The organism is Microbacterium sp. GXF0217 (assembly GCF_054798195.1).
On sequence record NZ_JBSJZG010000006.1, the window covers coordinates 36453 to 61139 of the forward strand.

Annotated in this window: 19 protein-coding genes and 1 tRNA gene; 10 read left to right on the forward strand and 10 right to left on the reverse strand. The window is 70.2% G+C overall.

What is annotated here, in order from left to right; all coding sequences use genetic code 11:
• Positions 1 to 6 precede the first annotated feature (6 nt).
• Together ACWAT3_RS13020 and ACWAT3_RS13025 are read right to left on the reverse strand one after the other, a co-directional pair.
• Positions 7 to 279, reverse strand: a complete 273-nt coding sequence (locus tag ACWAT3_RS13020) for an FmdB family zinc ribbon protein (protein ID WP_460799052.1) — start codon at positions 277 to 279, stop codon at positions 7 to 9.
• Between the two features lie 14 nt (positions 280 to 293).
• Positions 294 to 890 (reverse strand): 5-formyltetrahydrofolate cyclo-ligase, encoded by a 597-nt coding sequence (locus ACWAT3_RS13025; RefSeq protein WP_460799054.1) that lies wholly within the window; start codon positions 888 to 890, stop codon positions 294 to 296.
• 60 nt (positions 891 to 950) lie between these two features.
• Between ACWAT3_RS13025 and galU the strand changes: the two genes are divergently transcribed.
• The 4 genes from galU (at position 951) to ACWAT3_RS13045 (ending at position 3539) form a co-directional block, all read left to right on the forward strand.
• Entirely contained in the window at positions 951 to 1838 is an 888-nt protein-coding gene (gene galU / locus ACWAT3_RS13030) for a UTP--glucose-1-phosphate uridylyltransferase GalU (RefSeq protein WP_460799056.1), read from the forward strand.
• A 20-nt stretch (positions 1839 to 1858) separates the two neighbouring features.
• Positions 1859 to 2488 carry a GNAT family N-acetyltransferase gene (locus ACWAT3_RS13035; protein ID WP_460799058.1) on the forward strand — a complete coding sequence of 210 codons (630 nt, stop codon included), beginning with the start codon at positions 1859 to 1861 and terminating at the stop codon, positions 2486 to 2488.
• Positions 2489 to 2551: 63 nt separating this feature from the next.
• On the forward strand, positions 2552 to 3415 hold the full coding sequence (locus tag ACWAT3_RS13040) for a hypothetical protein (protein ID WP_460799060.1): 864 nt from the start codon (positions 2552 to 2554) through the stop codon (positions 3413 to 3415).
• A 51-nt stretch (positions 3416 to 3466) separates the two neighbouring features.
• Positions 3467 to 3539: transfer RNA gene (locus tag ACWAT3_RS13045), tRNA-Ala, on the forward strand.
• A 58-nt stretch (positions 3540 to 3597) separates the two neighbouring features.
• On the opposite strand, the gene ACWAT3_RS13050 is transcribed toward ACWAT3_RS13045, so the two are convergent.
• Positions 3598 to 4197, reverse strand: a complete 600-nt coding sequence (locus ACWAT3_RS13050) for a short chain dehydrogenase (RefSeq protein ID WP_460799061.1) — start codon at positions 4195 to 4197, stop codon at positions 3598 to 3600.
• A gap of 86 nt (positions 4198 to 4283) precedes the next feature.
• On the opposite strand from ACWAT3_RS13050, the gene cydC reads away from it, so the two are divergent.
• Positions 4284 to 7709, forward strand: a complete 3426-nt coding sequence (gene cydC / locus ACWAT3_RS13055; RefSeq protein WP_460799063.1) for a thiol reductant ABC exporter subunit CydC — start codon at positions 4284 to 4286, stop codon at positions 7707 to 7709.
• A 147-nt stretch (positions 7710 to 7856) separates the two neighbouring features.
• Here cydC and ACWAT3_RS13060 read toward each other — a convergent pair whose 3' ends face one another.
• Both ACWAT3_RS13060 and ACWAT3_RS13065 read right to left on the reverse strand, forming a co-directional pair.
• Complete coding sequence (locus tag ACWAT3_RS13060) at positions 7857 to 8654, reverse strand: M56 family metallopeptidase (protein WP_460799065.1); 798 nt, start codon at positions 8652 to 8654, stop codon at positions 7857 to 7859.
• Between the two features lie 26 nt (positions 8655 to 8680).
• Positions 8681 to 9034 carry a BlaI/MecI/CopY family transcriptional regulator gene (locus tag ACWAT3_RS13065; protein ID WP_460799067.1) on the reverse strand — a complete coding sequence of 118 codons (354 nt, stop codon included), beginning with the start codon at positions 9032 to 9034 and terminating at the stop codon, positions 8681 to 8683.
• A 134-nt stretch (positions 9035 to 9168) separates the two neighbouring features.
• Here ACWAT3_RS13065 and ACWAT3_RS13070 point away from each other — a divergent pair, with 134 nt between their 5' ends.
• Both ACWAT3_RS13070 and cydB read left to right on the forward strand, forming a co-directional pair.
• Entirely contained in the window at positions 9169 to 10752 is a 1584-nt protein-coding gene (locus ACWAT3_RS13070; protein ID WP_460799069.1) for a cytochrome ubiquinol oxidase subunit I, read from the forward strand.
• 24 nt (positions 10753 to 10776) lie between these two features.
• Positions 10777 to 11814, forward strand: a complete 1038-nt coding sequence (gene cydB / locus ACWAT3_RS13075; RefSeq protein ID WP_460799071.1) for a cytochrome d ubiquinol oxidase subunit II — start codon at positions 10777 to 10779, stop codon at positions 11812 to 11814.
• A 7-nt stretch (positions 11815 to 11821) separates the two neighbouring features.
• Here the strand turns inward: cydB and ACWAT3_RS13080 are convergent, their stop codons facing one another.
• Positions 11822 to 12745: an AEC family transporter gene (locus ACWAT3_RS13080; protein ID WP_460799073.1), complete on the reverse strand. Its 924-nt coding sequence runs from the start codon at positions 12743 to 12745 to the stop codon at positions 11822 to 11824.
• 64 nt (positions 12746 to 12809) lie between these two features.
• The gene (locus ACWAT3_RS13085; RefSeq protein ID WP_460799380.1) at positions 12810 to 13589 is read right to left on the reverse strand and encodes an IclR family transcriptional regulator; all 780 of its coding nucleotides are present in this window, start codon (positions 13587 to 13589) and stop codon (positions 12810 to 12812) included.
• Positions 13590 to 13642: 53 nt separating this feature from the next.
• Here ACWAT3_RS13085 and hutH point away from each other — a divergent pair, with 53 nt between their 5' ends.
• The 3 genes from hutH to hutI are packed head-to-tail and all read left to right on the forward strand — an operon-like array spanning position 13643 to position 17962.
• Positions 13643 to 15184 (forward strand): histidine ammonia-lyase, encoded by a 1542-nt coding sequence (hutH, locus tag ACWAT3_RS13090; protein WP_460799075.1) that lies wholly within the window; start codon positions 13643 to 13645, stop codon positions 15182 to 15184.
• Positions 15174 to 16817 carry a urocanate hydratase gene (gene hutU, locus ACWAT3_RS13095; protein WP_460799077.1) on the forward strand — a complete coding sequence of 548 codons (1644 nt, stop codon included), beginning with the start codon at positions 15174 to 15176 and terminating at the stop codon, positions 16815 to 16817. Before hutH ends, hutU begins: the two co-directional genes overlap by 11 nt.
• Positions 16814 to 17962, forward strand: coding sequence for an imidazolonepropionase (hutI, locus tag ACWAT3_RS13100; RefSeq protein WP_460799079.1), 1149 nt, complete (start codon positions 16814 to 16816; stop codon positions 17960 to 17962). Before hutU ends, hutI begins: the two co-directional genes overlap by 4 nt.
• A gap of 16 nt (positions 17963 to 17978) precedes the next feature.
• Here hutI and ACWAT3_RS13105 read toward each other — a convergent pair whose 3' ends face one another.
• The 3 genes from ACWAT3_RS13105 to ACWAT3_RS13115 form a co-directional block, all read right to left on the reverse strand.
• The gene (locus ACWAT3_RS13105; protein WP_460799080.1) at positions 17979 to 20369 is read right to left on the reverse strand and encodes a LamG-like jellyroll fold domain-containing protein; all 2391 of its coding nucleotides are present in this window, start codon (positions 20367 to 20369) and stop codon (positions 17979 to 17981) included.
• A 133-nt stretch (positions 20370 to 20502) separates the two neighbouring features.
• A complete protein-coding gene (gdhA, locus tag ACWAT3_RS13110) occupies positions 20503 to 21864 on the reverse strand; it encodes an NADP-specific glutamate dehydrogenase (protein WP_460799082.1) in 1362 nt (453 codons plus the stop codon).
• 118 nt (positions 21865 to 21982) lie between these two features.
• Complete coding sequence (locus tag ACWAT3_RS13115) at positions 21983 to 24658, reverse strand: phosphoenolpyruvate carboxylase (RefSeq protein WP_460799084.1); 2676 nt, start codon at positions 24656 to 24658, stop codon at positions 21983 to 21985.
• Between the last annotated feature and the right edge of the window lie 29 nt (positions 24659 to 24687).

Consider the following 24687-nt stretch of genomic DNA (forward strand, 5'->3'; position numbering starts at 1 on the left):
CGGACCTCAGCTCGAGGCCGGTGCCGCCGCGGGCGCCGGCTTGGCGCTCGTCGACGATTCCGACTTCGATGATGCCGAGGATTCCGTCCTCGCACCACTTCCGCCGCGCGAGTCGGTCCGATAGAAGCCAGAGCCGTTGAACGTCACGCCGATCGATCCGTACTGCTTGCGCAGCGTGCCGCCGCACTCGGGGCACGTGGTGAGCGCGGCATCCGAGAAGCTCTGGACGGCGTCGAACTGGTGGCCGCACTGCGTGCAGGCATAGGCATAGGTGGGCATTGCTGTTCCTTGATTCAGCGTCGCGATGGCGACAGCGTGAGCGTCCGAGTGGGGGTCACGACGCCGGTGACGGGCTGATCGTGCACCTCCCGCGGAAGGGAGTCGAGTACCTCGGAATCATAGATCACCGCGTAGACGGGCGGGCATTTCTGCATAGACCCGAGGGTCTTGTCGAAGTAGCCGCGCCCCCAGCCCAGCCGCATTCCGCTCTCATCGACGGCCGCCGCCGGGATGATCATGAGGTCCACATCGTCGACGGCGATCGGTCCGAGGACCTCGCCGGTGGGTTCGGGCAGCCCGTGCAGGCCCTCCGCCACTTCGTCGGTGTCGTCGGCGACCGCCCAGTCGAGCAGGCCATCCGCCCTGGTCACCGGCAGGAGCACCCGGATGCCGCGGCGGACCGCGCTCGCGACGAACTCGCGGGTGCCCGGCTCGGTCGTGGTCGACAGGAAGCAGGAGATGGAACGGGCTTCGAGCGTTTCGATGAGCTCGTCCAGCCGGAGGGCGATCGCGGATGCCGCGGCATCCCGCTGGGCGTCGGACAGGAGCTGGCGCCGCTCACGGAGCTCCGCGCGCAGTGCCCGCTTGGCGTGCTCGATGTCGTTCGACATGTTTCCGAGTCTAGACGGCCGCTCGCGGGGGTCATCCCCGCTGCCCGCTAAGCTGGCCCAATGGCAAATCACAAGATCAAGGCCGTCATTCCGGCGGCAGGACTCGGTACGCGGTTCCTGCCGGCGACGAAGGCGATGCCGAAGGAGATGCTGCCCGTCGTCGACAAGCCGGCGATCCAGTACGTGGTGGAAGAGGCAGCCGCCGCCGGTATCGATGACATCCTCGTGATCATCGGGCGCAACAAGAACGCCATCTCGAACCACTTCGACTCCGTCCCCGAGCTCGAGGTCAAACTGATGGAGAAGGGCGACACGGGCCGACTCGCCCGCGTCGTGCAGTCCAGCGACCTCGCAGACATCCACTTCGTCCGCCAGGGCGAGCCGAAGGGTCTCGGCCACGCCGTTCTTCGTGCCAGGACGCACGTCGGCGACAGCTCGTTCGCCGTTCTGCTGGGCGATGACCTCATCGACGAGCGCGACGCGCTGCTGACCACGATGCTCGAGGTCCACGAGGCGACCGGCGCTGCCGTCGTCGCCCTGATGGAGGTCGACCCGGCCAGCATCCACATGTACGGCGCCGCGGCTGTCGAGACGACCGACCGCGACGACGTCGTCCGCGTCACCGGCCTCGTCGAGAAGCCGGCGCAGGAGGACGCGCCTTCGAACCTCGCCATCATCGGCCGCTATGTGCTTCCCGCGAGCGTGTTCGATGTGCTCGAGCACACCGAACCGGGCAAGGGCGGCGAGATCCAGCTGACCGATGCCCTCGAGGAGCTGGCCACTCGCGATGGCGGCCCCGGCGTCGTCGGCGTGATCTTCGGCGGTCGCCGGTACGACACGGGTGACCGCGTCGACTACATCAAGGCGATCGTGCAGCTGGCGACCGATCGGGATGACCTCGGTGCCGACCTGCGGCCGTGGCTGAAGGAGTTCGCCGAGCGCCTCTAGGCCGCGAAGCGAGGCGGGCGATGGAACTGCTGACGGGGCACAGGCACGGCAAGGTCGAGCTCCGGCTCATCCGCGCCCGCGATGCGCGCGCCCTCCAGCAGGAGCTGCTGAGCAACCGGGCGTGGCTGCAGCGCTGGGAGGCGACCATCCCGAACGGGGTGGCGTCCTTCGACATGCGCGTCGGCATCCGACGCCTGCTGCAGCAGTATCGTGACGGAGCCGGCTATCCGTTCGTCATGCTGTACGACGGCGAGATCGCCGGTCAGCTCAACGTGTGGGGCGTCGCGCGCGGATCCCTGTGCTCGGCGACCATCGGTTACTGGGTGAGCGAGCGGTTCGCCGGTCGGGGGATCACCCCGACCGCTGTCGCGCTGGCGACGGATGCGAGCTTCGCCGAATACGGGCTGCATCGGATGGAGATCTGCATCCGACCCGAGAATGCGGCGAGTCTGCGGGTCGTCCAGAAGCTCGGGTTCCGGTACGAAGGGCTGCGCCGGAAGTACATCCACATCGACGGCGACTGGCGCGACCACTACGCCTTCGCCCTGACCAGGGAGGACGTCCCGCGCGGCGTGCTCGCTCGCTGGGTCGAGGGACAGGCTCCGCAGGATGCCGCGGCGATCCCGCCCTCGGATCGACTCTCGATCTGATTCGCAGGCGACACGCGCTCGTCGTCCGCGGTCGCGGGTGCCGGTGCCCTTACCGTTGAGCGTATGAACGGGCCGGTGCTGAGTGGGGGCGTGATCGTCCTCGTCGCTGTGCTCCTGTGGATGCTGTACCTGCTGCCGAGCTGGCGCGGGCGGTATCAGTACAACGCCTCGGAGCGGAACGCCGTCCGTCTCAACCAGGCACTGCGGATCCTGGCCGAGACGAGCGAGACGCCGGATGAAGTGCGTCTCGAGCTCAACGCCCGCACCGCCCTGGCGCAGCAGAAGCTCGCCAAGCGCGTGCAGTCCGAGAAGGAGGCCGCCGAGCTCGTGCGGCTGCGCGAGGAGCTCGCGGCGGCCCAGGCCGACCCCGCGCTGCAGCAGGCGCGTGCGCGACGGCGAGTGCGGATGACCGCCTTCGTGCTCATGCTCGCCGGGCTCGCGGTCGCGGGGGTCGGAACATGGCAGCTGCTTGCGACCGGCGTGCAGACGCTGATCTGGGTCGGCGGCGCCGTCGCTCTCGCGTCGCTGCTCGTGCTGCAGCGGATGTCGCGGGTCGCGTCGCGCGCCGCTCGTCGTCCTGCTGTCGTCGCCGAGGTGGCGGCCCCTCGGGTCTCGCCGCCGCTGCACGACCAGGGGACGCCGTCCTGGACGCCCCGTCCGCTGCCGGAACCGCTCACCTCGCTCGCCGGATCGCGTGCACAGGTCGCGCGCGCCGAGATCGAGGCGAAGGAAGAGCTGCGGCGGGCAGCGCGTCTCGCCGAACTGCGCGAGCGCGCAGCGAGCATGGCACCGGACGAACCGGTCAGGCTCGCTCCGCGCGAGACGCCGGCGGCGTCGGATTCGCCCTACTCGCGGATGGGGTTCGTCGATGACGGCGAGATCGAGGATCACGTCCGTCAGATGCTCGCGCGTCGCGCCGCTGGGTGAGCGGGTGGAGAATCGCACCCCTCAGATCGTGATAATCTGACTGAGGTTCACGGGCCTATGGCGCAGTTGGTAGCGCGCCTCGTTCGCATCGAGGAGGTCAGGGGTTCGAATCCCCTTAGGTCCACCGAATCACGAAGCCCTACTCCTCACGGAGTGGGGCTTCGTCGTATGGCGACGCCGTATCAGACGGCGACGACGGTCCCGGAGGCATCGCCCTCGATCACGTCCGCATACGCCCTGGCGACGTCCGCCGCGGCGACCGGCGTGAAGCCGGGGAAGCTCGCGTGATAGCCGGGCGACTCCTGCAGCACGTTCGGGCTGAGCGCGTTGATGCGCAGCCCGCGCCCGAGGTACGGGGCGATCGCGCCGACGTACGCGTTGAGCGCCCCGTTCGCGACGGTGGCGGTGGCGCCGGTCGGCACCGGCTGCGTGCTCAGCACGCCGGTCGTCACGGTGATCGAACCGCCGTCGCGCAGGTGTCGGGCGGCGACGGTCGCGACGGAGATCTGACCGAGCGTCTTGTCGTCGAGAGCGGCGCGGAAATCGCCGGGTTCGAGCTCGTCCACGGGGCGGAACGGGGACGATCCGAGCGTCGTGACGACGGCATCCACATCTCCGATCCGGGTGAAGAGAGCTTCCAGTGAGTCCGTATCGTGGATGTCGACGCGCTCGCCCGTGCTCCGCGATGAACGGATGACCCGGTGGCCGCGGGACTCGAGAGCGTCGGCGACGGCAGACCCGATCGTGCCGGACGCGCCGATCACGAGGATGTTCTGAGGCATGTTCACTCCTTGCGTTTCTCCTCCAGCCTCCCATCCGCCGGACCGCCTGGCGCTCGAACGAGTTCTACGCGTTGTAGAATTTAGGGGTGAGTCGAGTCGAGATCCCGAACGATCCCTGGGTGCTCGAGGCGGAACGGACCGCTCGCGCACCCGGATTCCGTCGGCCCGATCTCTCTGCCGTTCCGCGAGCATCGCTCTACGCGCTCGGAGCGCTCGCCGCGGCGCGGGCCCTCGGGCTCGTGCTCATCGCCGAAGGCGTCGCGCGGGGAATCGGCGGGCTGTCCGCCGGTGAAATCGATCCGGCCGCGCTGCGCCTGCTGCTCGTGCTCGGCCTCCTCGGCGCCGTGCTCAGGGCAGGGGCCGAGTGGGCCGTATCCGTGCTGGCGCGACGCATCGCCGCCGGCGTGAAGCGGGATCTGCGCGCGCAGCTCTGGCGTCGGATCGCCGGGGGAGATGCGACAGGGGGTGGCACTGCGGTGCTCGCCGCGGATGGCCTCGACGACCTCGACGACTACTTCGTGCAGACCGTTCCCGCGGTGATCGCCGCGGCCGTGGTGCCCCTGATCGTCGGGGTGCGCATTCTCGGCGCCGACTGGCTCAGCGCGCTCGTGATCGTGCTGACGGTGCCCCTCGTGCCGCTGTTCATGATCCTGATCGGCAAGCACACTCAGCAGCGCACGGATGCCGCTCTCACGGCCCTCACGCGGCTGGCCGATCATCTGGCCGAACTCGCGCGCGGTCTTCCTGTGCTCGTCGGGCTCGGCCGCGTCGACGCGCAGACCGCGGCGCTCGACGACATCCAGACGCGCTATCGCACGCGCACGGAGGAGACCCTGCGGTGGGCGTTCCTCTCCGCTCTCGCGCTCGAACTGATCGCGACGATCTCGGTCGCGATCGTCGCGGTGTTCCTCGGGCTGCGTCTGCTGAACGGCACCATGGAGCTCGAGCCCGCGCTTCTCGCGCTCATCCTGGCCCCGGAGTGCTTCACTGCCCTGCGCGAGGTGGGGACCGCGTTCCACGCGTCCCAGGACGGCCTGTCCGTGCTCGACCGGGTCCGGGCACTGCTCGGACGCGCAGGCGCTCACGATGTGCGCCAGGCGGCGGGCCCAGCGCCGCGGGTCGAGTCGCTATCGGTGCGCTACGCCGGGCGGGATCGTCCCGCTCTGGATGCCGTCGACGGCGACCTGCGCGGCATCGTCGCGGTGACAGGACCCAGCGGCGCGGGGAAATCCACACTGCTCGCGGCGCTCGCGGGCGTCCTCCCCGCGGATGCGGAGATCACCGGTCGCGTGAGCGGTGTCGACCCCGATGCCGTGGCCTGGGCGCCGCAGGCGCCTAGGGCGTTCGCCGACATGCCGCGCGACGAGGCGGCGCTGTACGGGGCGGGCCGCGAGGTGCTGGACGAGCTGGGCATCGCTGCGCTCGCGGATGCCGCGGTCGCCGAGCTCAGTCCGGGGGAGCAGCGTCGACTGGCGGTGGCCAGGGCGCTCGCCCGCGTGGATGCCGGGGCACGCCTGCTCGTGCTCGACGAACCCACTGCGCACCTCGATCAGGCGTCGGCCGATCTCGTCAGGGCGGCGATCCTGCGCCGCGCCGCTCGGTGCATCGTGGTGCTCGCGAGTCATGAGCCCGAGACGCTCGCCCTCGCAACGAGGGAGATCACGGTCGGAGCGGCGGTCGCCGAGCTGTCCGATCAGGAGGGGCCGCACGGGATCGCGTCGGAGGGCGTGATGCGGCCATTCGTGTCTTCTGGTGGTGCGGAAGACGGTGTCGCCGATTGCGAGGGGCCGCACGGGATCGCGTCGGAGGGCGTGAGTCGATCATTGGTGTCCTCTGGCGTTGCGGAGGACGCTGACGGCGACGGCGACCTGCTGGACGCGCCGACCGGACGTCAGCGCCTCACGCTCCGCGCTCTGCTGCGGCCGCATCGCTGGATCTGGACGGCATCCATCCTGCTCGCGGCGGTCGCCGCCGGGCTCGGCATCGCCCTGACCGCGGTTTCCGGCTGGCTCATCGTGCGGGCGAGCGTCGAGGAGTACATCATGTACCTCCTCGTGGCGATCGTCGGGGTGCGCGCCTTCGGCATCGGCCGTGCGGTCGGGCGCTACGCCGAGCGCCTCGTGACGCATCGCGCCGCGTTCCAGGTCGTCGATGCGCTCCGCCTGCGGCTCTGGCGCGCGATCGCGGCGCGCGGCGCTGGATCGCGCCGTCTGCTCGAGGGCGGCGCACCGCTGGACTACCTCGTGACGCTCGCCGACGACCTGCGCGACCAGCTGCCCCGCGTCCTGCCGCCGATCGGTGCGGGAGTGCTGGTGACGCTGGCCGCGATCGTCACGACCGGATTCGTCGCCCCGCACCTCGCGCTCCTCGTCGCGTCGGTGCTGGTGCTCGCGGTGACTGCGGCATCCGCTCTGGTGATCGCGACCGAACGGGGCGCTGGTGCCGAGCGCGTCGCGGCCCGCTCCGAGATCGTGCGCGGCACGGCGGCTCTCACCGCCGCAGCCGACGATCTGCGGGGCAACGGCGTGACGCCGGCGGCGCTGGAGATCCTGGATGCCGGCGCAACCCGTCTCGCGGACGCTGAACGCCGCACGGCCTGGTCCGCGGGTCTCGGATCCGCGCTGATCACCGGCGCCGTCGCCGTCCTGGCCGTCCTCATCGCGCCGCTGTCACCGCATCTGCCGGCCGAGAACGCGTCCGTGATCGCTCTGCTCGCGCTCGCCCTGATCGAACCGCTCACGGGCCTCGTGGCGGCCGGCCAGCGCATCCCGGCAGTGCGTGCCGTGCTGGCGCGGCTCGACCCGATCCTGCGGCCCGCGCCCATGCCGGAGTGGGGGACGCACACACCCGCTGCCGCGACCCGAGAGCTCGTGTTGGACGACGTCACGATCCGGTATCCGGGAATGGCTCATCCGGCGGTCGCCGACGTGCGCGGGATCGCGCACCGCGGACGCTGGCTGGTGCTGCGCGGACCATCGGGATCGGGGAAGTCCACTGTGCTCTCGGCCGTCATGGGGGCGCTTCCCGTGGAGCGCGGCGCGGTGGAAGCCGATGGTGTGCCGCTCACGCGGCTCGACGGGCGCGCGTGGCGCGACCGCGTCGCGTGGTGCCCGCAGGACGCCTACGTCTTCGACTCGACCCTGCGCGGCAACCTCCTCCTGGCGCGCACCCGCGCGGATGCCCCGGACGACGACACCCTGCGATCCTCCCTCGTGCGCGCCGGCCTCGGCCCGCTGCTCGACGGTCTCGCCGACGGGCTCGACACCCCGGTGGGAGCCGGCGGATCTGCGCTCTCCGGAGGCGAGCGTCAGCGGCTCGCGGTGGCGAGGGCCCTGCTCACGCGCGCGGACGTCATCCTCCTCGACGAGCCCACCGCGCACCTGGACGAGCCGACCGCCGCCGCGATGATGGCGGATGTGCGCACGGCCACCGCCGATCGCATCGTCCTGCTCGTCTCGCACCGCGTGGCCGACCGGATGCCTGAGGACGACGTGGTGTCCCTCGCTCGCTGATCGCCGGTACGAATCACGAATGCGGTGACGAATCACGAACCGATCGACGCAGAAAGTCCGTGATTCGTCACAGCATTCGTGAAACGTCGCTCCGGGCCTCGACCGTCGGGCCTCGACCGTCGGGCCTCGACCGTCGGGCCTCGACCGTCAGGCCGCGAGCCGGCGGAACCGGTCGCTGACGCGCGTCGACCCGGACACCACGAGTTCCGTGCCTGGCACACCGCTCGCGCCGACCGCGAGGATCGCCCTGGCGAGGACCTCATCGCGGACTTCACGACGGGCGTGGTCGTCCGCCAGCATCTCGACGAGCGCGGCCACTTCGGCCTCAGCGCGCGCCGCGATCGGGAACCAGGGCAGGGCGGAGCGCCACGCGCGGAACGCCAGCAGCAGCAGGTCATGACGCTGCTCGACGTGCGCCCGCTCATGTGCGATCACGGCGACGAGCTCATCGGAATCCAGCCGGTCCAGCAGCCCCTGGGACAGCACCGTGACCGACCGGGCGCCATGCGGCAGGCAATAAGCGACCGGCACGGCCTCGTCGATCACGCGCGTGCGCGCTCTGGTGGGGTGGGGGGAGGTCAGCATGTCGAGCAGCGCGAGGTGGCGGTGCCGCTGACGCGTGACCTGCACGATCGTGACGGCGAGATGCGCCAGCAGGTAGAGCGTGAACGCGGCGGCGGGGACCAGGGCGAGCCACGGATGCCGCGGCGCGACCGCGTACCCGGCAAGCGCGAGAGCGCCGATCATCGACAGTCCGCCGGCGAGACCGATCGCCTGCCAGAGCAGCAGTGCCATGACCGGCATCCGCATCGGCCAACTGGCGCGCGAAAGTGCGACGGGCACCGGCCAGGCCAGCGCGATCGCGATCACGCCGAGCGTCAGCGCGGCGACGACGATCGCGCCATGCGGAATGACGAGCGCACCGACCAGAGCTTCATCGCTCACGGCTGGGATCAGAGTCATGGTGTCGATCAGGACGCGGCGAGCAGTTGGCGCAGAACCGCGGCGTCCTCGGCGGAGACGCCGCCGACGAAGCGCTCCAGCACGGCGGTGCGGTCGCCGCCGTCACCCAGGACGGAGTGCATGAGTTCGGCGACGTGATCCGCGCGGGAAGCCACCGCTGTGTAGCGGTGCGGCCTGGCCGATCGATCAGACGCGACGAAGCCCTTCTTCTCGAGCCGCGAGAGGACCGTGAGCAGCGTCGTCACGGCGAGCGCGCGACCATCGGCATCCAGCTGGTCCTTCACGTCGTACGCCGAGACGGGAGTCGCGGCATCCCAAACAGCATCCATGACGGTGCGTTCGAGTTCACCCAGAGTTCCCATGTCATCCTCCTGGCCGTGTCGCGGTTTCCCACGGCCAGGTCTATTCTACCCCCGGTCGAATTTGTTCTATGCTCTGTCGAAGAAGTTCTACCCGATGTAGAATTCAAGCGATCCATGACCCGCGAGGAGCAGCAGTGGACGTTCTCGACATCGCCAGATGGCAGTTCGGCATCACGACCGTCTATCACTTCCTGATGGTCCCGCTGACGATCGGGCTCGGCATGGCCGTCGCCATCATGCAGACGCGGTGGGTGCGCACGGGGGATGAGAAGTTCCTGCGCATGACCAAGTTCTGGGGCAAGGTCTATCTGATCAACTTCATCGTCGGCGTTGCCACCGGCCTCGTGCAGGAGTTCCAGTTCGGCATGGCGTGGAGCGAGTACTCCCGCTTCGTCGGCGACGTCTTCGGCGCACCGCTCGCGATGGAGGGCCTGCTCGCCTTCTTCGTCGAATCCACGTTCCTCGGCATCTGGATCTTCGGCTGGGGGCGCCTGCGCAAGGGACTGCACCTCGCGGCGCTGTGGTGTGCGGTGATCGGGTCGTGGATCTCGGCGTACTTCATCATCGTCGCGAACTCGTGGATGCAGCATCCGGTCGGTGTCGAACTCGGCGACGACGGACGCCCCGTCATGACCGACGTGTGGGCCGTGCTCACCAACAACACCGCGATCGCGGCGTACACGCACACCATCTTCGGCGCGCTCGTCGTTGCCGGAATGTTCCTGCTCGGGATCTCCTGGTACCACCTCTGGCGGCGCCGCCACGACGGCATCGACACGGTGGACGAGAAGGGTCGCGTCGTCGTCGGCGAAGCGCCGTCCGTTCCCGGTCGCGACCGCAAGGACCACGGCGTGTGGCTCTGGTCGCTGCGCTTCGGTGCCGTGGTCGCGATCCTCGGATTCGCCGGCACCGTCGCCACCGGAGACATCCAGGGCAAGCTCATGTACGAGCAGCAGCCGATGAAGATGGCGGCCGCCGAAGCCGCCTGCCACACCGGATCCTCGTTCTCGGTGCTGTCGCTGGGCGACCCGGGTTCCCGCGACTGCGCCGACGTCATCACGCTCATCGAGATCCCCGGAGTCCTCGGCTTCCTCGGCACGGGGGAGTGGGGCGCCGAGATGCCGGGGATCAGCGACCTCGAGCCCCAGTACGTGAACCAGTACGGCGAGACCATCCCGGATGACGAGCTGTACGGCGACCGAGCGGGCAGCGAGGTCGAGTACGTGCCGGTCATGTGGGTGACCTATTGGGGCTTCCGCCTGATGATCGGTCTCGGCGGCATCGTCGCGGCCGGCGCCGTGATCGCCCTGTGGCTGACCCGAAAGGGCACGGTCATGCGCTCGCCGTGGATCATGCGACTCGCGCTGCTCGGAATCGTCGCGCCGTTCGCGGCCAATATCGCAGGCTGGATCTTCACCGAGATGGGCCGACAGCCGTTCGTGGTCGCGCCGAATCCGGATGCCACCGGCGTCGACGGAGTGTTCATGTTCACCGCGGCTGCGGTGTCTCCCGGGGTGACCGCCGGAGAGATGCTGTTCTCGGTCATCACGCTGACCGCTGTGTACGGCGTCATGCTCGTGATCGAACTGTTCCTCATGACGAAGTACATCCGCGGCGGAGTCGCGGCCTCCATGCCGGAGCTGACAGGCCATTCGGATGCCCACGACGACCGCCCGGACGACGACAAGCGGGACGATGTGCTCGCCTTCGCCTACTGACCGGATGCAACGAGAGGAATGACCATGGAACCCCTTCCCGTCGTCTGGTTCATCGCGATCGCCGTGCTGTGGATCGGCTACCTGCTGCTCGAGGGCTTCGACCTTGGCGTCGGCATGCACATGATCTTCTCCACCCGTGCCGAGCGCGACCGCCGGGTCATGCTCAACACGATCGGCCCCGTCTGGGATGGCAACGAGGTGTGGCTGATCACCGCGGGGGCGGCGATCTTCGCGGCGTTCCCGGCCTGGTACGCGTCCCTGTTCTCCACGCTGTACATCCCGCTGACGATCACGCTGGTCGGTCTCATCGTGCGCGCGGTCGGCATCGAGTACCGCGGCAAGATCCACACCGAACGGTGGCGCACGTTCTGGACGTGGATGATCGGCCTCGGATCCCTCGTCGTGGCGTTCTGCATCGGCGCCGCGCTCGCGCTGACATCGCTCGGCCTGCCGATCGACGCGAACGGCGACCGCGTCGGCGGACCCTTCGTGTGGCTGACGCCCGCAGCCGTCGTCGGCGGGCTGGCGGTGGTCGGGTTCGCACTGGCGCACTCCGCGACGTTCCTCGGGCTCAAGGCGGATGGGCCCGTGCGCGAGCGGGCCGACCGCTTCGCCGCGACCTGGGCGCCGCTGTGCCTCGTTCCGGCCGCCGGCTGGGCGATCTGGGTGCAGCTCGCGCACGGAGGGAATGCGCTTGCATGGACGCTCATCCTGCTGGCCGTCGTCGGCGCGGCGATCGGATGGGTCGCCGCACGCCGTCGCCGCGAGGGCTGGGCGTTCATCGGCTATGCCGGATTCGGCCTGTTCGGCGCGGGAGCGGTGTTCGCCGGGATGTTCCCGCTCGTGCTGCCCTCGACCGTGGATGCGGCGTTCGATCTGACCGTCTGGAACGCGTCGAACAGCGCCTATACGCTCGGGGTCATGACCGTGGTCGCCGTGGCGGCGCTGCCGGTGATCCTCGTCTACCAGGCGTGGAGCTACTGGATCTTCCGCAAGCGCGTCACGCCGGGGATGATCCCGGATGCGCACATCGTCCTGCCCGCCGTGCTGCGCGCACGGTAGCGAGGGGTCACCCGAGGATCAGGGTCGCGGCGAGCAGCACGGGCACGCACCCGATCGTGGTGATGAACACCGTGTCCCGCGAGATCGCTTCGCCGATGTCGTACCGCTGCGAGTAGTTGAAGACGTTCTGCGCGGTCGGCAGCGCGGCCAGGACGACGACGATGAGCACCTCGTGCGCCGACAGGTCGAACACAAACTGGGCCACGGCCCACGCGACGACCGGCATCACGAGCAGCTTGAGCGTCGATGCGAGCAGCACGTCCTTGCGGTGGCCCGACGTACCGAGCACGCGCTGGCCGAACAAGGAGATGCCGTAGCTGATCAGCAGTACAGGCACGCACGCGTTGGCGACGAGCACAGCCGGCTCCATGACAATCGGCGGGAGTTCGAGGCCCGACACCGAGACGATCGTGCCCAGCACGGATCCGAGGATGATCGGGTTGCTCGCGGTGCGCCCGATCGTGCGCCAGACGGAGGATTTCCGGCTGCTCGTCACGGCATCGAGGATCGTCAGCGAGATCGGGGTGAACACGAGCAGCTGCAGGAGGATCACTGGGGCGGGATACGCGGCGCTGCCCAGCAGATACAGGGACAGCGGGATGCCGATGTTGTTGGAGTTCACCTGCCCGGCCGAGAGCGCGCCGATGACAGTCTCGCCAGCGCTGCGCTTCCACGCGAACCGGGCGATGAGCGTGTATCCGGCGATGACGACGACCGCGGCGATCGCGGAAACAGGGAGCAGCGACGAGAACAGCACCTTGGCGTCGGCCTGCGCCAACACGGTGAACAGCAGGAACGGCGACAGGACGAAGAACGTCAGTCTCCCGAGGACGTGGCGCGCGTGCGGACCGAGGAGGTCGATCCGGCCGATGACGTAGCCGACGGCGATCGCGACGCCCACCACAGCGAATCCGGTGAGAGTCTCGAGCACCTCTCGAGCGTAGCGCGCCCGTCAGCCGTCGCCGCCGCCGGGTCGCAGGGTGTAACGCCGGATGTCACCGCAGTCGCCTGTGCAGCTCCGCGGCCGCCTCCTGCACGGCGTTCGCGGCATCCTGCTCGTGCGGACCGGTGCCTATCGGCCAGGTCGCCGCGACCGCGGCGATCGGCCAGCCGGCGGCGTCCAGCACGGCGGCGCCCACCGAACGCAGCGCGGGGGTCACCTCGCCGTCCTCGATGGCGTAGCCGCGCGCGCGCACGCCGCGCAGCAGGTCGCGCAGCTCGCCGGGGCGCACGGGGCCGATCCCGGTGCGCGACGGGAAGGCGGACGCGTCCGGATACAGCGCCCGCACCTGCTCGCGGGGCAGCGCCGCCAGCATCGCCCGACCCGTCGCGGTCAGATGTGCGGGAAGGCGCACGCCGACCTCGGTCACGAGGGCCGGTCGTCGCGGCGCGCGCTCCTCGACGATGTAGACCACGTCGGACCCGCTCATGACCGCCAGATGCGTGCTCTCGCCGAGGGAGTCCGCCAGGGCCGCGACGAGCGGTCTCCCCAGCCGGGCGAGTGGTTGCTGGCGCGCGAAACCTCCGGCGAGTTCGGATGCGGCCGTACCAAGGCTCCAGCGCCGCTCCTCGCGCAGGTGCAGCACGAATCCGTGCGCTGCGAGCGTCGTGAGCAGGTGGTAAACGGTCGACCGCGGCAGGTCCAGTTCGCGGGCGATCGCGGATGCCGCGACCGGAGCCGGCCGACCGGCGAGGTGCCGCAGGATCCGCAGCGTCTGGTCGGCCGCCGGCACCTGCGGGCGGTCGCCGATCGCGCTGTCTGGGATCACAGACAGATCATCGCACGAACCGCTGTCACGCGGTCCTCGGGAGGTGTGGAATCAGGATCATGAGTGCGCTTCCCCCTGTCGTCATCGGCCGCGAACCCCTGTCCGTCGCCGAGGTCGTCGCCGTCGCCCGCCACGGCGCACGCGTCGAGATCGACTCGTCGGCCCTCGATCGCATCGCCGAGTCGCGGAGCATCGTCGACGCGCTCGCCGCCGACCCGGATCCGCACTACGGCGTCTCGACCGGGTTCGGTGCGCTCGCGACCACGTTCATCGCGGCCGACCGCCGTCGGCAGCTGCAGGCGAGCCTGATCCGCTCGCATGCCGCGGGGGCGGGCGCCGAGGTCGAGCGCGAGGTCGTCCGCGGGCTGCAGCTGCTGCGCCTGCAGACCCTCGCCTCCGGCCGGACCGGGGTGCGCCCCGTCGTTGCGGAGACGTACGCCGCGCTGCTGAACGCCGGGATCGCCCCCCTCGTCCGCGAGTACGGTTCGCTCGGCTGCTCCGGCGATCTCGCTCCGCTCGCGCACATCGCGCTCGCAGCGATGGGGGAGGGCGACGTGCACACCGATGCCGGTCTCGTCCCGGCATCCGAGGCCCTCGCAGCCGCCGGTATCCGGCCCCTGGTCCTGGAGGAGAAGGAGGGCCTGGCCCTCATCAACGGCACCGACGGGATGCTGGGGATGCTGGCGCTCGCCCTGCACGACCTCGACGTCCTGCTGAGGACGGCCGACGTCGCCGCCGCGATGTCGGTGGAGAGCCAGCTGGGAACGGATGCCGTGTTCGCCGCCGACCTCATGGCGCTGCGACCGCAGTCCGGCCAGGCGACGTCCGCCGCGAACCTGCGCGCTTTCCTGGCCGACTCGCCGATCGTAGCGAGCCACAAGGGTCCGGAGGACGGCCGCGTGCAGGACGCCTACTCGCTGCGCTGCTCCCCGCAGGTGCACGGGGCCGCGCGGGACACGACCGGGTACGCCGCGACGATCGCCACCCGCGAGCTCGCCAGCGTGATCGACAATCCGGTGATCACTCTCGACGGACGGATTGAATCCAATGGGAACTTCCACGGTGCGCCGGTCGCGGCGGTGCTCGATTTCCTCGCGATCTCCGTCGCCGACGTCGCGAGCATCTCGGAGCGCCGTACCGACCGTGCCCTCGACCCCACCCGCAGCCACGGCCTGCCGCCGTTCCTCGCGCATGAGGTCGGAGTCGACTCCGGCCTCATGATCGCCCAGTACGCCGCCGCCGGCATCGTGTCCGAGCTCAAGCGGCTGGCCGTCCCGGCATCCGTCGACTCCATCCCGTCGTCCGCGATGCAGGAGGACCACGTCTCGATGGGGTGGTCAGCCGCCCGCAAGCTGCGCCGCGCGATCGACGGACTGAGCCGCGTGCTCGCGATCGAGATCCTCACCGGTGCGCGCGCTCTGGATCTGCGCGCGCCGCTTCACGCGGCCCCGGTCACGGGTGCCGTCCGCGACCTCGTGCGCACCGTCGCCGCGGGACCGGGCCCCGATCGCTTCCTGTCACCCGACATGGAGGCTGTCACCGAACTCGTCCGATCGGGCGCCGTCGCCCGCACTGCAGAGGAGCACGCCCATGTCTCGTGAGATCCGAGCGCCGCGCGGCAACCAGCGCACCGCCAAGAGCTGGGGTGCCGAAGCCGCGAAGCGGATGCTGATGAACAACCTCGACCCGGAGGTCGCCGAGCACCCGGAGGACCTCGTCGTCTACGGCGGCACGGGGCGAGCGGCTCGCAGCTGGGAGGCGTACGACGCGATCGTGCGGACGCTCGACGAGCTGGAACCGGACGAGACGCTTCTCGTGCAATCCGGGAAGCCGGTCGGCGTGTTCCGCACGCACGAGTGGGCGCCACGCGTGCTGATCGCCAACTCGAACCTCGTCGGCGACTGGGCCAACTGGCCGGAGTTCCGACGGCTGGAAGAGCTCGGCCTCATCATGTACGGGCAGATGACGGCGGGCAGCTGGATCTACATCGGCACGCAGGGCATCCTGCAGGGGACCTATGAGACCTTCGCCGCCGTGGCGCGCTCGCTCGGCCGCGATTCGCTCGCCGGCACACTGACCCTGACCGGCGGCGCCGGCGGCATGGGCGGCGCGCAGCCGCTCGCCGTGACCATGAACGACGGCGCCGTGCTCATCGTCGATGTGGACGAGTCCCGCCTCGCGCGCCGCGTCGCGCACGGCTACCTGGACGAGTACACGACCGATCTGGATACCGCGGTCGCCCGCGTGCTCGCCGCCAGAGAGACCGGTGCGGCGCTGTCCGTCGGAGTCGTCGGCAACGCCGCCGCCGTCTTCCCCGAACTGCTCAGCCGCGGTGTGCCGATCGACATCGTCACCGACCAGACCAGCGCGCACGATCCGCTCGCCTACCTCCCGCTCGACGTCGCGGTCGAGGACTGGAAGACCGAGGCATCCCGGGATCCGGACGGCTTCACTCGGCGCGCTCGTGCGTCCATGGCCGCGCACGTGGCCGCCATGGTCGGGTTCCAGGATGCCGGGGCCGCCGTCTTCGACTACGGCAACTCGATCCGCGCGGAGGCCGAACTGGGCGGATTCGAGCGGGCGTTCGCCTTCCCCGGTTTCGTGCCGGCGTACATCCGCCCGCAGTTCGAGGAGGGGCGCGGGCCGTTCCGGTGGGCTGCGCTCTCGGGCGATCCCGAGGACATCCGCAGGACCGATCGTGCGATCGCCGAGCTCTTCCCCGAGGATGCCGCGCTGCACCGCTGGCTCGACAAGGCGGGGGAGAAGGTCCGGTTCGAGGGTCTGCCGGCTCGGATCTGCTGGCTCGGCTACCAGGAACGCCACCTCGCCGGGCTGCGCTTCAACGAGATGGTGGCCTCAGGGGAGCTGTCGGCACCGATCGTCATCGGCCGGGACCACCTCGATGCGGGCTCCGTGGCGTCGCCGTACCGCGAGACCGAGGCCATGAAGGACGGCTCGGACGCGATTGCGGACTGGCCGCTGCTGAACGCCCTGCTGAACACGGCATCCGGCGCCTCCTGGGTGTCGCTGCATCACGGCGGCGGGGTCGGCATCGGCCGCTCGATCCACGCCGGGCAGGTGACGGTCGCGGACGGTTCGGCGCTCGCGGCCGAGAAGCTCGCCAGGGTGCTGACCAACGACCCCGGGACCGGGGTCATGCGGCATGTGGATGCCGGCTACGAGCACGCCAGCGACATCGCGCGCGAGCGCGGCCTGAAGGTGCCGATGCTGTGAGCACTCTCCTCACGAACATCGCCGAGCTGACGACGAACGTCGGCGGCGCACCGCTGCGCGACGCCGCCGTCCTGATCGACGGCGACCGCATCGTCTGGGTCGGCTCTGCCGCCGCGGCGCCCGCGTCCGATGACGTCGTGGATGCCGCCGGCCGTGCCGTCCTTCCGGGGTTCGTCGACAGCCACAGCCACCTCGTGTTCGGCGGCGATCGCGCAGCCGAGTTCGAGGCGCGCATGGCAGGCGAGAGATATGCCGCGGGCGGCATCCGTTCGACGGTCGCGGCGACGCGCGCGGCCTCGGACGAGGAACTCCGCGCGCGGCTGCGCGGCTTCATCGACGAGATGCTCGCCCAGGGCACCACGACCGTCGAGATCAAGAGCGGCTACGGTCTGAGCGTCGCGGACGAGGAACGACTCGTCCGTCTCGCCGCCGAGGTCACCCCGGAGGTCACGTTCCTCGGCGCGCACGTCGTTCCGGTCGAATACGCGGACCGCGCCGATGCATACGTCGACCTCGTGACCGGCCCGATGCTGGATGCCGCAGCCCCGTACGCGCGCTGGATCGACGTGTTCTGCGAGACCGGCGCGTTCTCCGTCGCCCAATCCCGCCGCGTGCTGGAGGCAGGGATCGCCCGCGGACTCCTGCCCCGCGTGCACGCGAGTCAGCTCGGGCCGGGCGACGGCGTGCGCCTCGCTGTCGAGTTGGGCGCGGCTTCCGTGGATCACGGCACGTACCTCACCGACGAGGACGTCGCGGCCCTCGCGGAATCCGAGACCGTGCTGACGCTGCTCCCGGGGGTGGAGTTCTCCACCCGCCAGCCCTACCCCGATGCGCGCCGCCTCATCGACGACGGCGTGACCGTGGCACTCGCGTGCGACACGAACCCCGGGTCGAGCTTCACGAGCTCGATGCCGTTCTGCATCGCTGTGGCCGTGCGCGACATGGGGATGACGCCCGGCGAGGCCGTGTGGGCGGCGACGGCCGGCGGCGCGAAGGCGCTGCGGCGCGACGACATCGGTGCCGTCGCGCCCGGGATGCGCGCCGATCTCGTGCTGCTGGACGCGCCCACCCGCATCCACCTGGCCTATCGGCCGGGCGTCCCGCTCGTGACCGGGGTGTGGAAGGACGGCGTCCGCGTGCGCTGACGCCGTCCTTCCCGCGTCACCGCGTCGCGAGCTCCGTGATGTCCTCAGGAGACAGCGCCGAGCTCCACACCGTGAGCTCGTCGATGTCGCCCTGGTAGGGGACGTCCCACCAGTTCACGCCGAGCGCGAAGACGTTGTCCTCGCCGGACAGGACATCGCCGAATCCGACGCCCTCGTAGGTCAGCTCGCCGTCCACGTACACGGATGCCGCGGTGCCATCGACCACGAACGCGACGTGCGACCACTCGCCGGTCGGCAGGAACCGGCCCGTCCCGGCGTCGTACCACCGCTCGCTGCCGGACCAGAGCATGGCCGAACCACCGACGCCGCTGTGGCCCTTCGGCAGCAGGCTCAGCCAGTTCGTCGGGCTCTCCGCCGCGAAGAACGCCGACGTGTACGCCGTGAGCTGTTCGGGGCGCAGCCACAGGCTGACCGAGTACGACGTGCCCTGCATGAGATCGTCCGGGAGGCGGACGCCGGACGTGCCGTCGAGGTGGAGCGCGCTTCCGGAGACGCCATCGGCGGCGAACGCCGCCGGCGCAGTGGCGGGGGCATCCAGGCGGTTGCCGGTCGCAACGGCGTCCGGGAACGTGTTGTTCGCGTCGGCGAGGCCGTTCTCGAACGACCACGCGCCGGCGAGCACGCCAGGCGTGCGCGCGAGCACCGTGATCTCGAACGGCACCTGCTTCGCGGCCGCGCCGTTCGAGACAGTGGCGGTCAGCGTCGCTGTCGTGTCGCCCTCGCCGACAGCGGGGCGCGTGACGGTGCCGTCCGCGGTGACCACCGTCTCGTCCGAGGAGGCCCACGTGATCGTCGTGCCGCCCGTGCCCGCGGAGGGCAGGTCCAGGTCGATCGTGACGGCGCTCGTGTCGCCCAGCTCGAGATCGGCGATGACTGCGTCCACCGCGGCGGCACCTGCGAGCTCGACGCTCTGGCGGCCCCACAGTGTGACGCCCTCGTCGGAGACGGCGGTCAGCCCGATCGACCACTCCGCGAGGTCCGGGTCCCAGATCGGAGCGAAGACGCCGGAGTAGACCTCGCCGTCGATCGTGAGTGCGGCGGTGCGGTGGCCGCTGCGCCCCCAGGTGCCCTCGCGGTCGCCGGTGATCCGGCCGTTCTGGGTGAGGGTCACGTCGACAGACTTCGCAGCGGTCGCCGTGATGTCGTGCCCCATGTCGACGAGCTGCCAGGTTCCGACGATGTCCGGGCGCTTCACCTTCTCGGCGGTCTCGCCCGCGTAGCGCGCCGGTGAGACGACCGGCCAGCCCTGCGCGTTGATCCACATCTGGTGCACGCGCACCTCGTGCAGCTCGCCCGTGCCGGGGAAGCGCGCGTGGAACACCATGAACATGCGCCCGGTCTCCGGGTCCTGGTACCAGGACGTGTGCCCAGGGGAGACATAGCCGGTGCCGAGTCCGGTGCCCGGATCGCCGAGTTCGCGGGTGAACAGGTGCCCGCCCATGAGCTTGACGCCGTACGGCTGGATCGAGACGTCGTCGAACAGTGGCAGCGACGGGTCGGCCTTCACATCCGCCATGTCGTTGCCCTGGGCATCCAGATACGGGCCGTCAGGCGACGTCGAGCGGGCGACGCGCACGTCGTAGCCGCCCGAGGCGTCGAGCCCGCCGAACGACAGGTAGAGGTAGTAGTAGCCGGACTCGGCGTCGTACTGGATCGTCGGGGCCTCGATGCGGCTGTGGTTGCCGCCGACGAGGTGGGTGCCGTACCCCTGGCCGGGGAGGGGCTCGCCGGTGGTGGCATCCATCTTCAGGATGTAGATGCCGCCGGAGTACGAACCGTACGTCATCCAGAGTGCGCCGTCGGCGTCGTAGAAGGCGTCGGGGTCGACCGTGTTCGGATGGATCCGCGCATCGTAGATCTCGTCCGGGTTCTCGCTCTCGCCTTCCATGCCGGACTTCAGCAGGATGCCCTGGTTCTCGTACGGGCCGTCGATCGAGTCGCTCGTCGCGATGCCGAGCGCCGAGCGCGGGGAGGAGCCCTCGCACGCGTTGTAGTACATCGCGAAGCGTCCATCCGGAAGCTGGATGACGTCGGACGCCCACAGCGTCGAGCTCTTCGCCCACTCGAACGTCTCGGCGAGCTCGGTGTAGATGTCCTCGAACAGGGCGTTGTCGGGGTTCTGGGACAGGTCGAGGGTGTGCTGCTGCCAGGACATCAGGTCCTCGGTGTGCGCGGAGGCGCCGTGCGATCCGAACGCCCAGATCTCGCCGTCCACCTCGATGATCGACGGATCGTGCACGGTGACGTCCTGGAACGTCGGCGGCGGCGGGTCGGCGGGCTGTGCGGCGATCGCCGCCGGAGCGCACAGGGCGCCGACGGCGAGAAGGGACGTCGTGCTCAGTGCCAGGGCTGCGAGGGCTCGGCGCGCGCGGGGGCGTCGCGTCATGGGGGTCTCCAGTTCGACGGTGGACGGGAATGCCTCAATCTACAACGATGCAGAGCTTGTGTACAACGATGTAGAACGAACTCGGGAAAAAAGAAGCACCCGGCCTCGCGGCCGGGTGCTCAGTGGGTGAGGGTCAGATGACTCCCTGTGCGAGCATCGCCCCCGCCACCCGTTCGAAACCGGCGATGTTCGCGCCGGCCACGTAATCGCCCGGGACGCCGTAGCGCTCGGAAGCCTCGAACGACGCCCGGTGGATGTCGCCCATGATCTCGCGCAGCTTGCGCTCGCTGTCGGCGAAGGCCCAGCGCTGACGCGAGGCGTTCTGGCTCATCTCCAGCGCCGAGGTGGCCACACCACCCGCGTTGGCCGCCTTGCCGGGGGCGAACAGCACACCGGCGGACTGGAACGCGGCGACCGCGTCGGGCAGGCAGGGCATGTTGGCGCCCTCGGACACGGCGCGGACGCCGTTCGCGATCAGGGCCTCGGCGTCGGCGAGCTCCAGCTCGTTCTGCGTCGCGGAGGGGATCGCGATGTCGACCGGAACCTCCCAGACGCGTCCGCCCTCGACGAAGCGGGCGCCGGGGCGCCGGTTCGCGTACTCGACGATCCGGCCGCGCTCGACCTCCTTGATCTGCCGCAGCAGATCGAGATCGATGCCGGCGTCGTCGACGACGTAGCCGGAGGAGTCGGATGCCGTGACGGCCTTCGCGCCCAGCTGGGTGGCCTTCTGGATCGCGTAGATCGCGACGTTCCCGGAACCGGAGATGCCGACGCGCTTGCCCTCGAACGAGTCGCCCTTGACGGCGAGCATCTCCTCCGCGAAGAAGACGGCGCCGTAGCCCGTGGCCTCGGTGCGCACCTCGGCGCCGCCCCAGGCGGTTCCCTTTCCGGTGAACATTCCCGACTCGTGTCGGTTCGTGATCTTGCGGTAGGTGCCGAACAGGTAGCCGATCTCGCGGCCGCCGACGCCGATGTCACCCGCGGGGACGTCGGTGTGCTCGCCGAGGTGACGCCACAGCTCGCTCATGAAGGACTGGCAGTACCGCATGATCTCGGCATCCGATCGGCCGTGCGGGTCGAAATCGCTGCCGCCCTTGGCGCCGCCGATGCCCTGGCCGGTGAGCGCGTTCTTGAAGATCTGCTCGAACCCGAGGAACTTGATGATCGACAGGTTCACCGACGGGTGGAACCGCAGACCGCCCTTGTACGGGCCCAGCACCGAGGAGAACTGGATGCGGTAGCCGCGGTTGACCTGCAGCTTGCCGGCGTCGTCGACCCACGGGACGCGGAACATGATCTGCCGCTCGGGCTCGACGATGCGCTCCGCGATGCCCGCGTCCGCGTACTGCGGGTTCCGCTCCAACACGGGACCGATCGAGTGCAGCACCTCGTGCACGGCCTGCTGGAACTCGGGCTCGTGAGGGCTGCGGGCCTGCACCGTCTCGAAGACGGGCTGGACGGAATCGGCAAGGGGATGAAAGGCAGGAGCGGGCACGCGAAACGGCTTTCTCAATCAGGGGAGTGGGTGGGGCGATCGTGTCGCGCGAGTGGGTGCCGGTCGGGCACGCGAGTTCTCACTCTATCGCGACGCGCATTGTGAGATCTCGCCCGTCTCACCCGGTGTTCTGCAGTCCGGCCGCCACACCCGAGACCGACAGCAGCAGGAGACGCTGCTGCTCGGCATCCGCTCCGGATCCGGTCGCCGATTCGTCGCCGGAGCGCAGTTCGCGCAGTGCGCGCAGCTGAAGCAGCGAGAGAGCATCCACGTACGGGCTGCGCAGCTGCACGGCGCGCTGGAGGACGGGCTTGTTCACCAGCAGTCCGGATCCGCCGGTCAGGCGGATGACCCATTCGCGGGTGAGCGTCAGCTCGTCCAGGACCAGCTGGGCGAGGTCGTCGCGGTCGCCGAGCGCGAGGTATCGACGCGCGATGCGCTCATCGGTCTTGGCGAGGCTCATCGCGACGTTGTCGATCATGGTGTGCAGCAGCGGCCACTCGCGGTACGCCTCCGTGAGGAGGGCCTCGTCGCCGACGGCTTCGAGCGCCGTTCCGAGACCGAACCAGCCCGCGAGGTTGATGCGCGCCTGAGTCCAGGCGAACACCCACGGGATGGCGCGGAGATCCTCGAGGGACTCGACCGACAGGCCGCGGCGCGCGGGGCGCGATCCCAGGGCGAGCAGGCCGATCTCCTCGAGCGGGGTCACGGTCGCGAACCAGGGGGCGAAGCCCTCGGCGCGCACGAGTTCGAAGAAGCGGGCACGGGATGCCGTGTCCATCGTCGCGGCGATCGGAGCGAAGCGCTCTGCGGCGCCGCTCGTGCGCTGCTCGACACCGGGGGAGGAGGCGAGCAGGGTCGCTGCGGCGACCTGATCGATGTGGCGCATCGCGATGGCAGGTTCGCCGTAGCGGGCGAAGATGACCTCGCCCTGCTCGGTGAGCTTGAAGCGCCCGTCGACGGAGTGCGGCGGCTGGGCGAGGATCGCCGAGTTCGCCGGTCCGCCGCCGCGGCCGAGCGCGCCGCCGCGGCCGTGGAACAGCGTCAGTTCGATGCGGGAGTCCTGCGCCCACTGCGCGATCTTCTGCTGCGCCTCGTAGAGCGCGAGGTTCGCCGCGACAGGGCCGACGTCCTTCGAGGAGTCGGAGTAGCCCAGCATCACCTCGAGGCGGCCTGCCGTCTCGGCCATGCGCGTGCGGAACTCCGGGAACTCGACGGTCTCGGCGAGGATGCCGGGGGCCGCCTGCAGATCGGCGAACGTCTCGAACAGCGGCACGACGTCGAGTACGGGCACGTCGTCGCCGAGTGCGTAGCGGGCGAGACGGTGCACGTTCGCGAGGTCCTCGGCCGACTGCGTGAACGACACGACATAGCGACCGGCCGCGCGCGGGCCGTACTCGCGCTGGATCTCCGCGATCGCGTGGAAGACGTCGAGCACTTCGAGCGTCTTCTCGCTGCGCTCCTCACCGGCATCCAGCTCGGCCAGAGCCTGACGGTGCACCTGCGAGTGCTGGCGGACCTCGAGCTCCGTGAGGTGGAAGCCGTAGGTCTCGACCTGCCAGATCAGGTGCTGCACGCCGCCGAAGGCGTGCCGGCGGGCGCCGGACGCGATGAGCGATTCCTGCACGACGCGCAGATCGGCGAGCAGCTCATCCGGGTGCGCGTAGCCCCCGGCGACGCCGCTGCGCTTCGCGGCGACGCGGCGTGCGAGCAGGAGCAGCAGACGACGGTGCGGTTCGTCGGGGGAACGGGTCGAGATGTCGGCCGCGGACTCGGGCTCCGCCGCGGCGAAGGCGTCCCACAGCGCGGCAGCGGCGGGGGAGACCGGGGTGCTCTCGCCATCCAGCGTGAGGGTGCGGCCGATGCGGGTGAGCGCCCGCTCGAGACCCTGCAGCACGTGGTCGGAGGCGATCTGGGCGGCCTCGCGCGTGACGGATGCCGTGACGAACGGGTTGCCGTCTCGATCGCCGCCGACCCACGATCCGACCCGGACGAACGCGGGGACGATGGGGGCGCTCGCGCCGGACTCCTCGCCGCGCAGGGCGTCGTCGATGCGGCGGTACACGTGCGGGACGGTCGTGAAGAGCGTCTCGTCGAACACGCTCATGACGGTGCGCACCTCGTCGACCGGCGTCGGCTTCTGCGCACGGAGCGGTGCCGTGCGCCAGAGCGTGTCGATCTCCTCCAGCATGCGTCGACGGGCGCGGCGCTGCTCGGCGCCGTCCTCGCTCGCGGAGTCGTGCTGGGTCAGGAGGTCGGACAGTCGGCGGATGCTCGTCGAGACCGCGCGGCGGCGTGCCTCGGTCGGATGCGCCGTGAAGACCGGGTGGAAGCGGAGTCCGGCGAGGCGGCGCTCGGCTTCCGCATCGCCGACCTCGCGGCGCAGCTGCGCGTACGCGGCCGCGACGGTGTCCGCCGCGCCCTCGCGCCCCGGCTGACCTGCGCGTTCGCGCAGTACGCGGACGCGCTGGTGCTCCTCGGCGAGGTTGACGAGGTGGAAGTAGGCGGTGAAGGCGCGGGCCACTTCGTCGGCGCGGGCGATCGAGAACGAGTCCGCGATGGATGCCGCGCGCTCGAACGCCTCGGCGCTCTCGTCGTCGTAGGCCTGGATGGTCGCGAGGCGCAGTCGCTCGACGTCTTCGAACAGGCCGGGGGTGCCGGATTCGCGCAGGACCTGGCCGAGCAGAGCGCCGAGCATGCGGACGTCTGCACGCATGGATTCGGGGATGCCCTGGCCCGCTTCGAAGCGGCCGATGACGCGAATGGCTTCCGTGGGTGTGGGCTCGGGAGTCATGATTCGAGCGTATCCCGGAGCGGAGGCCG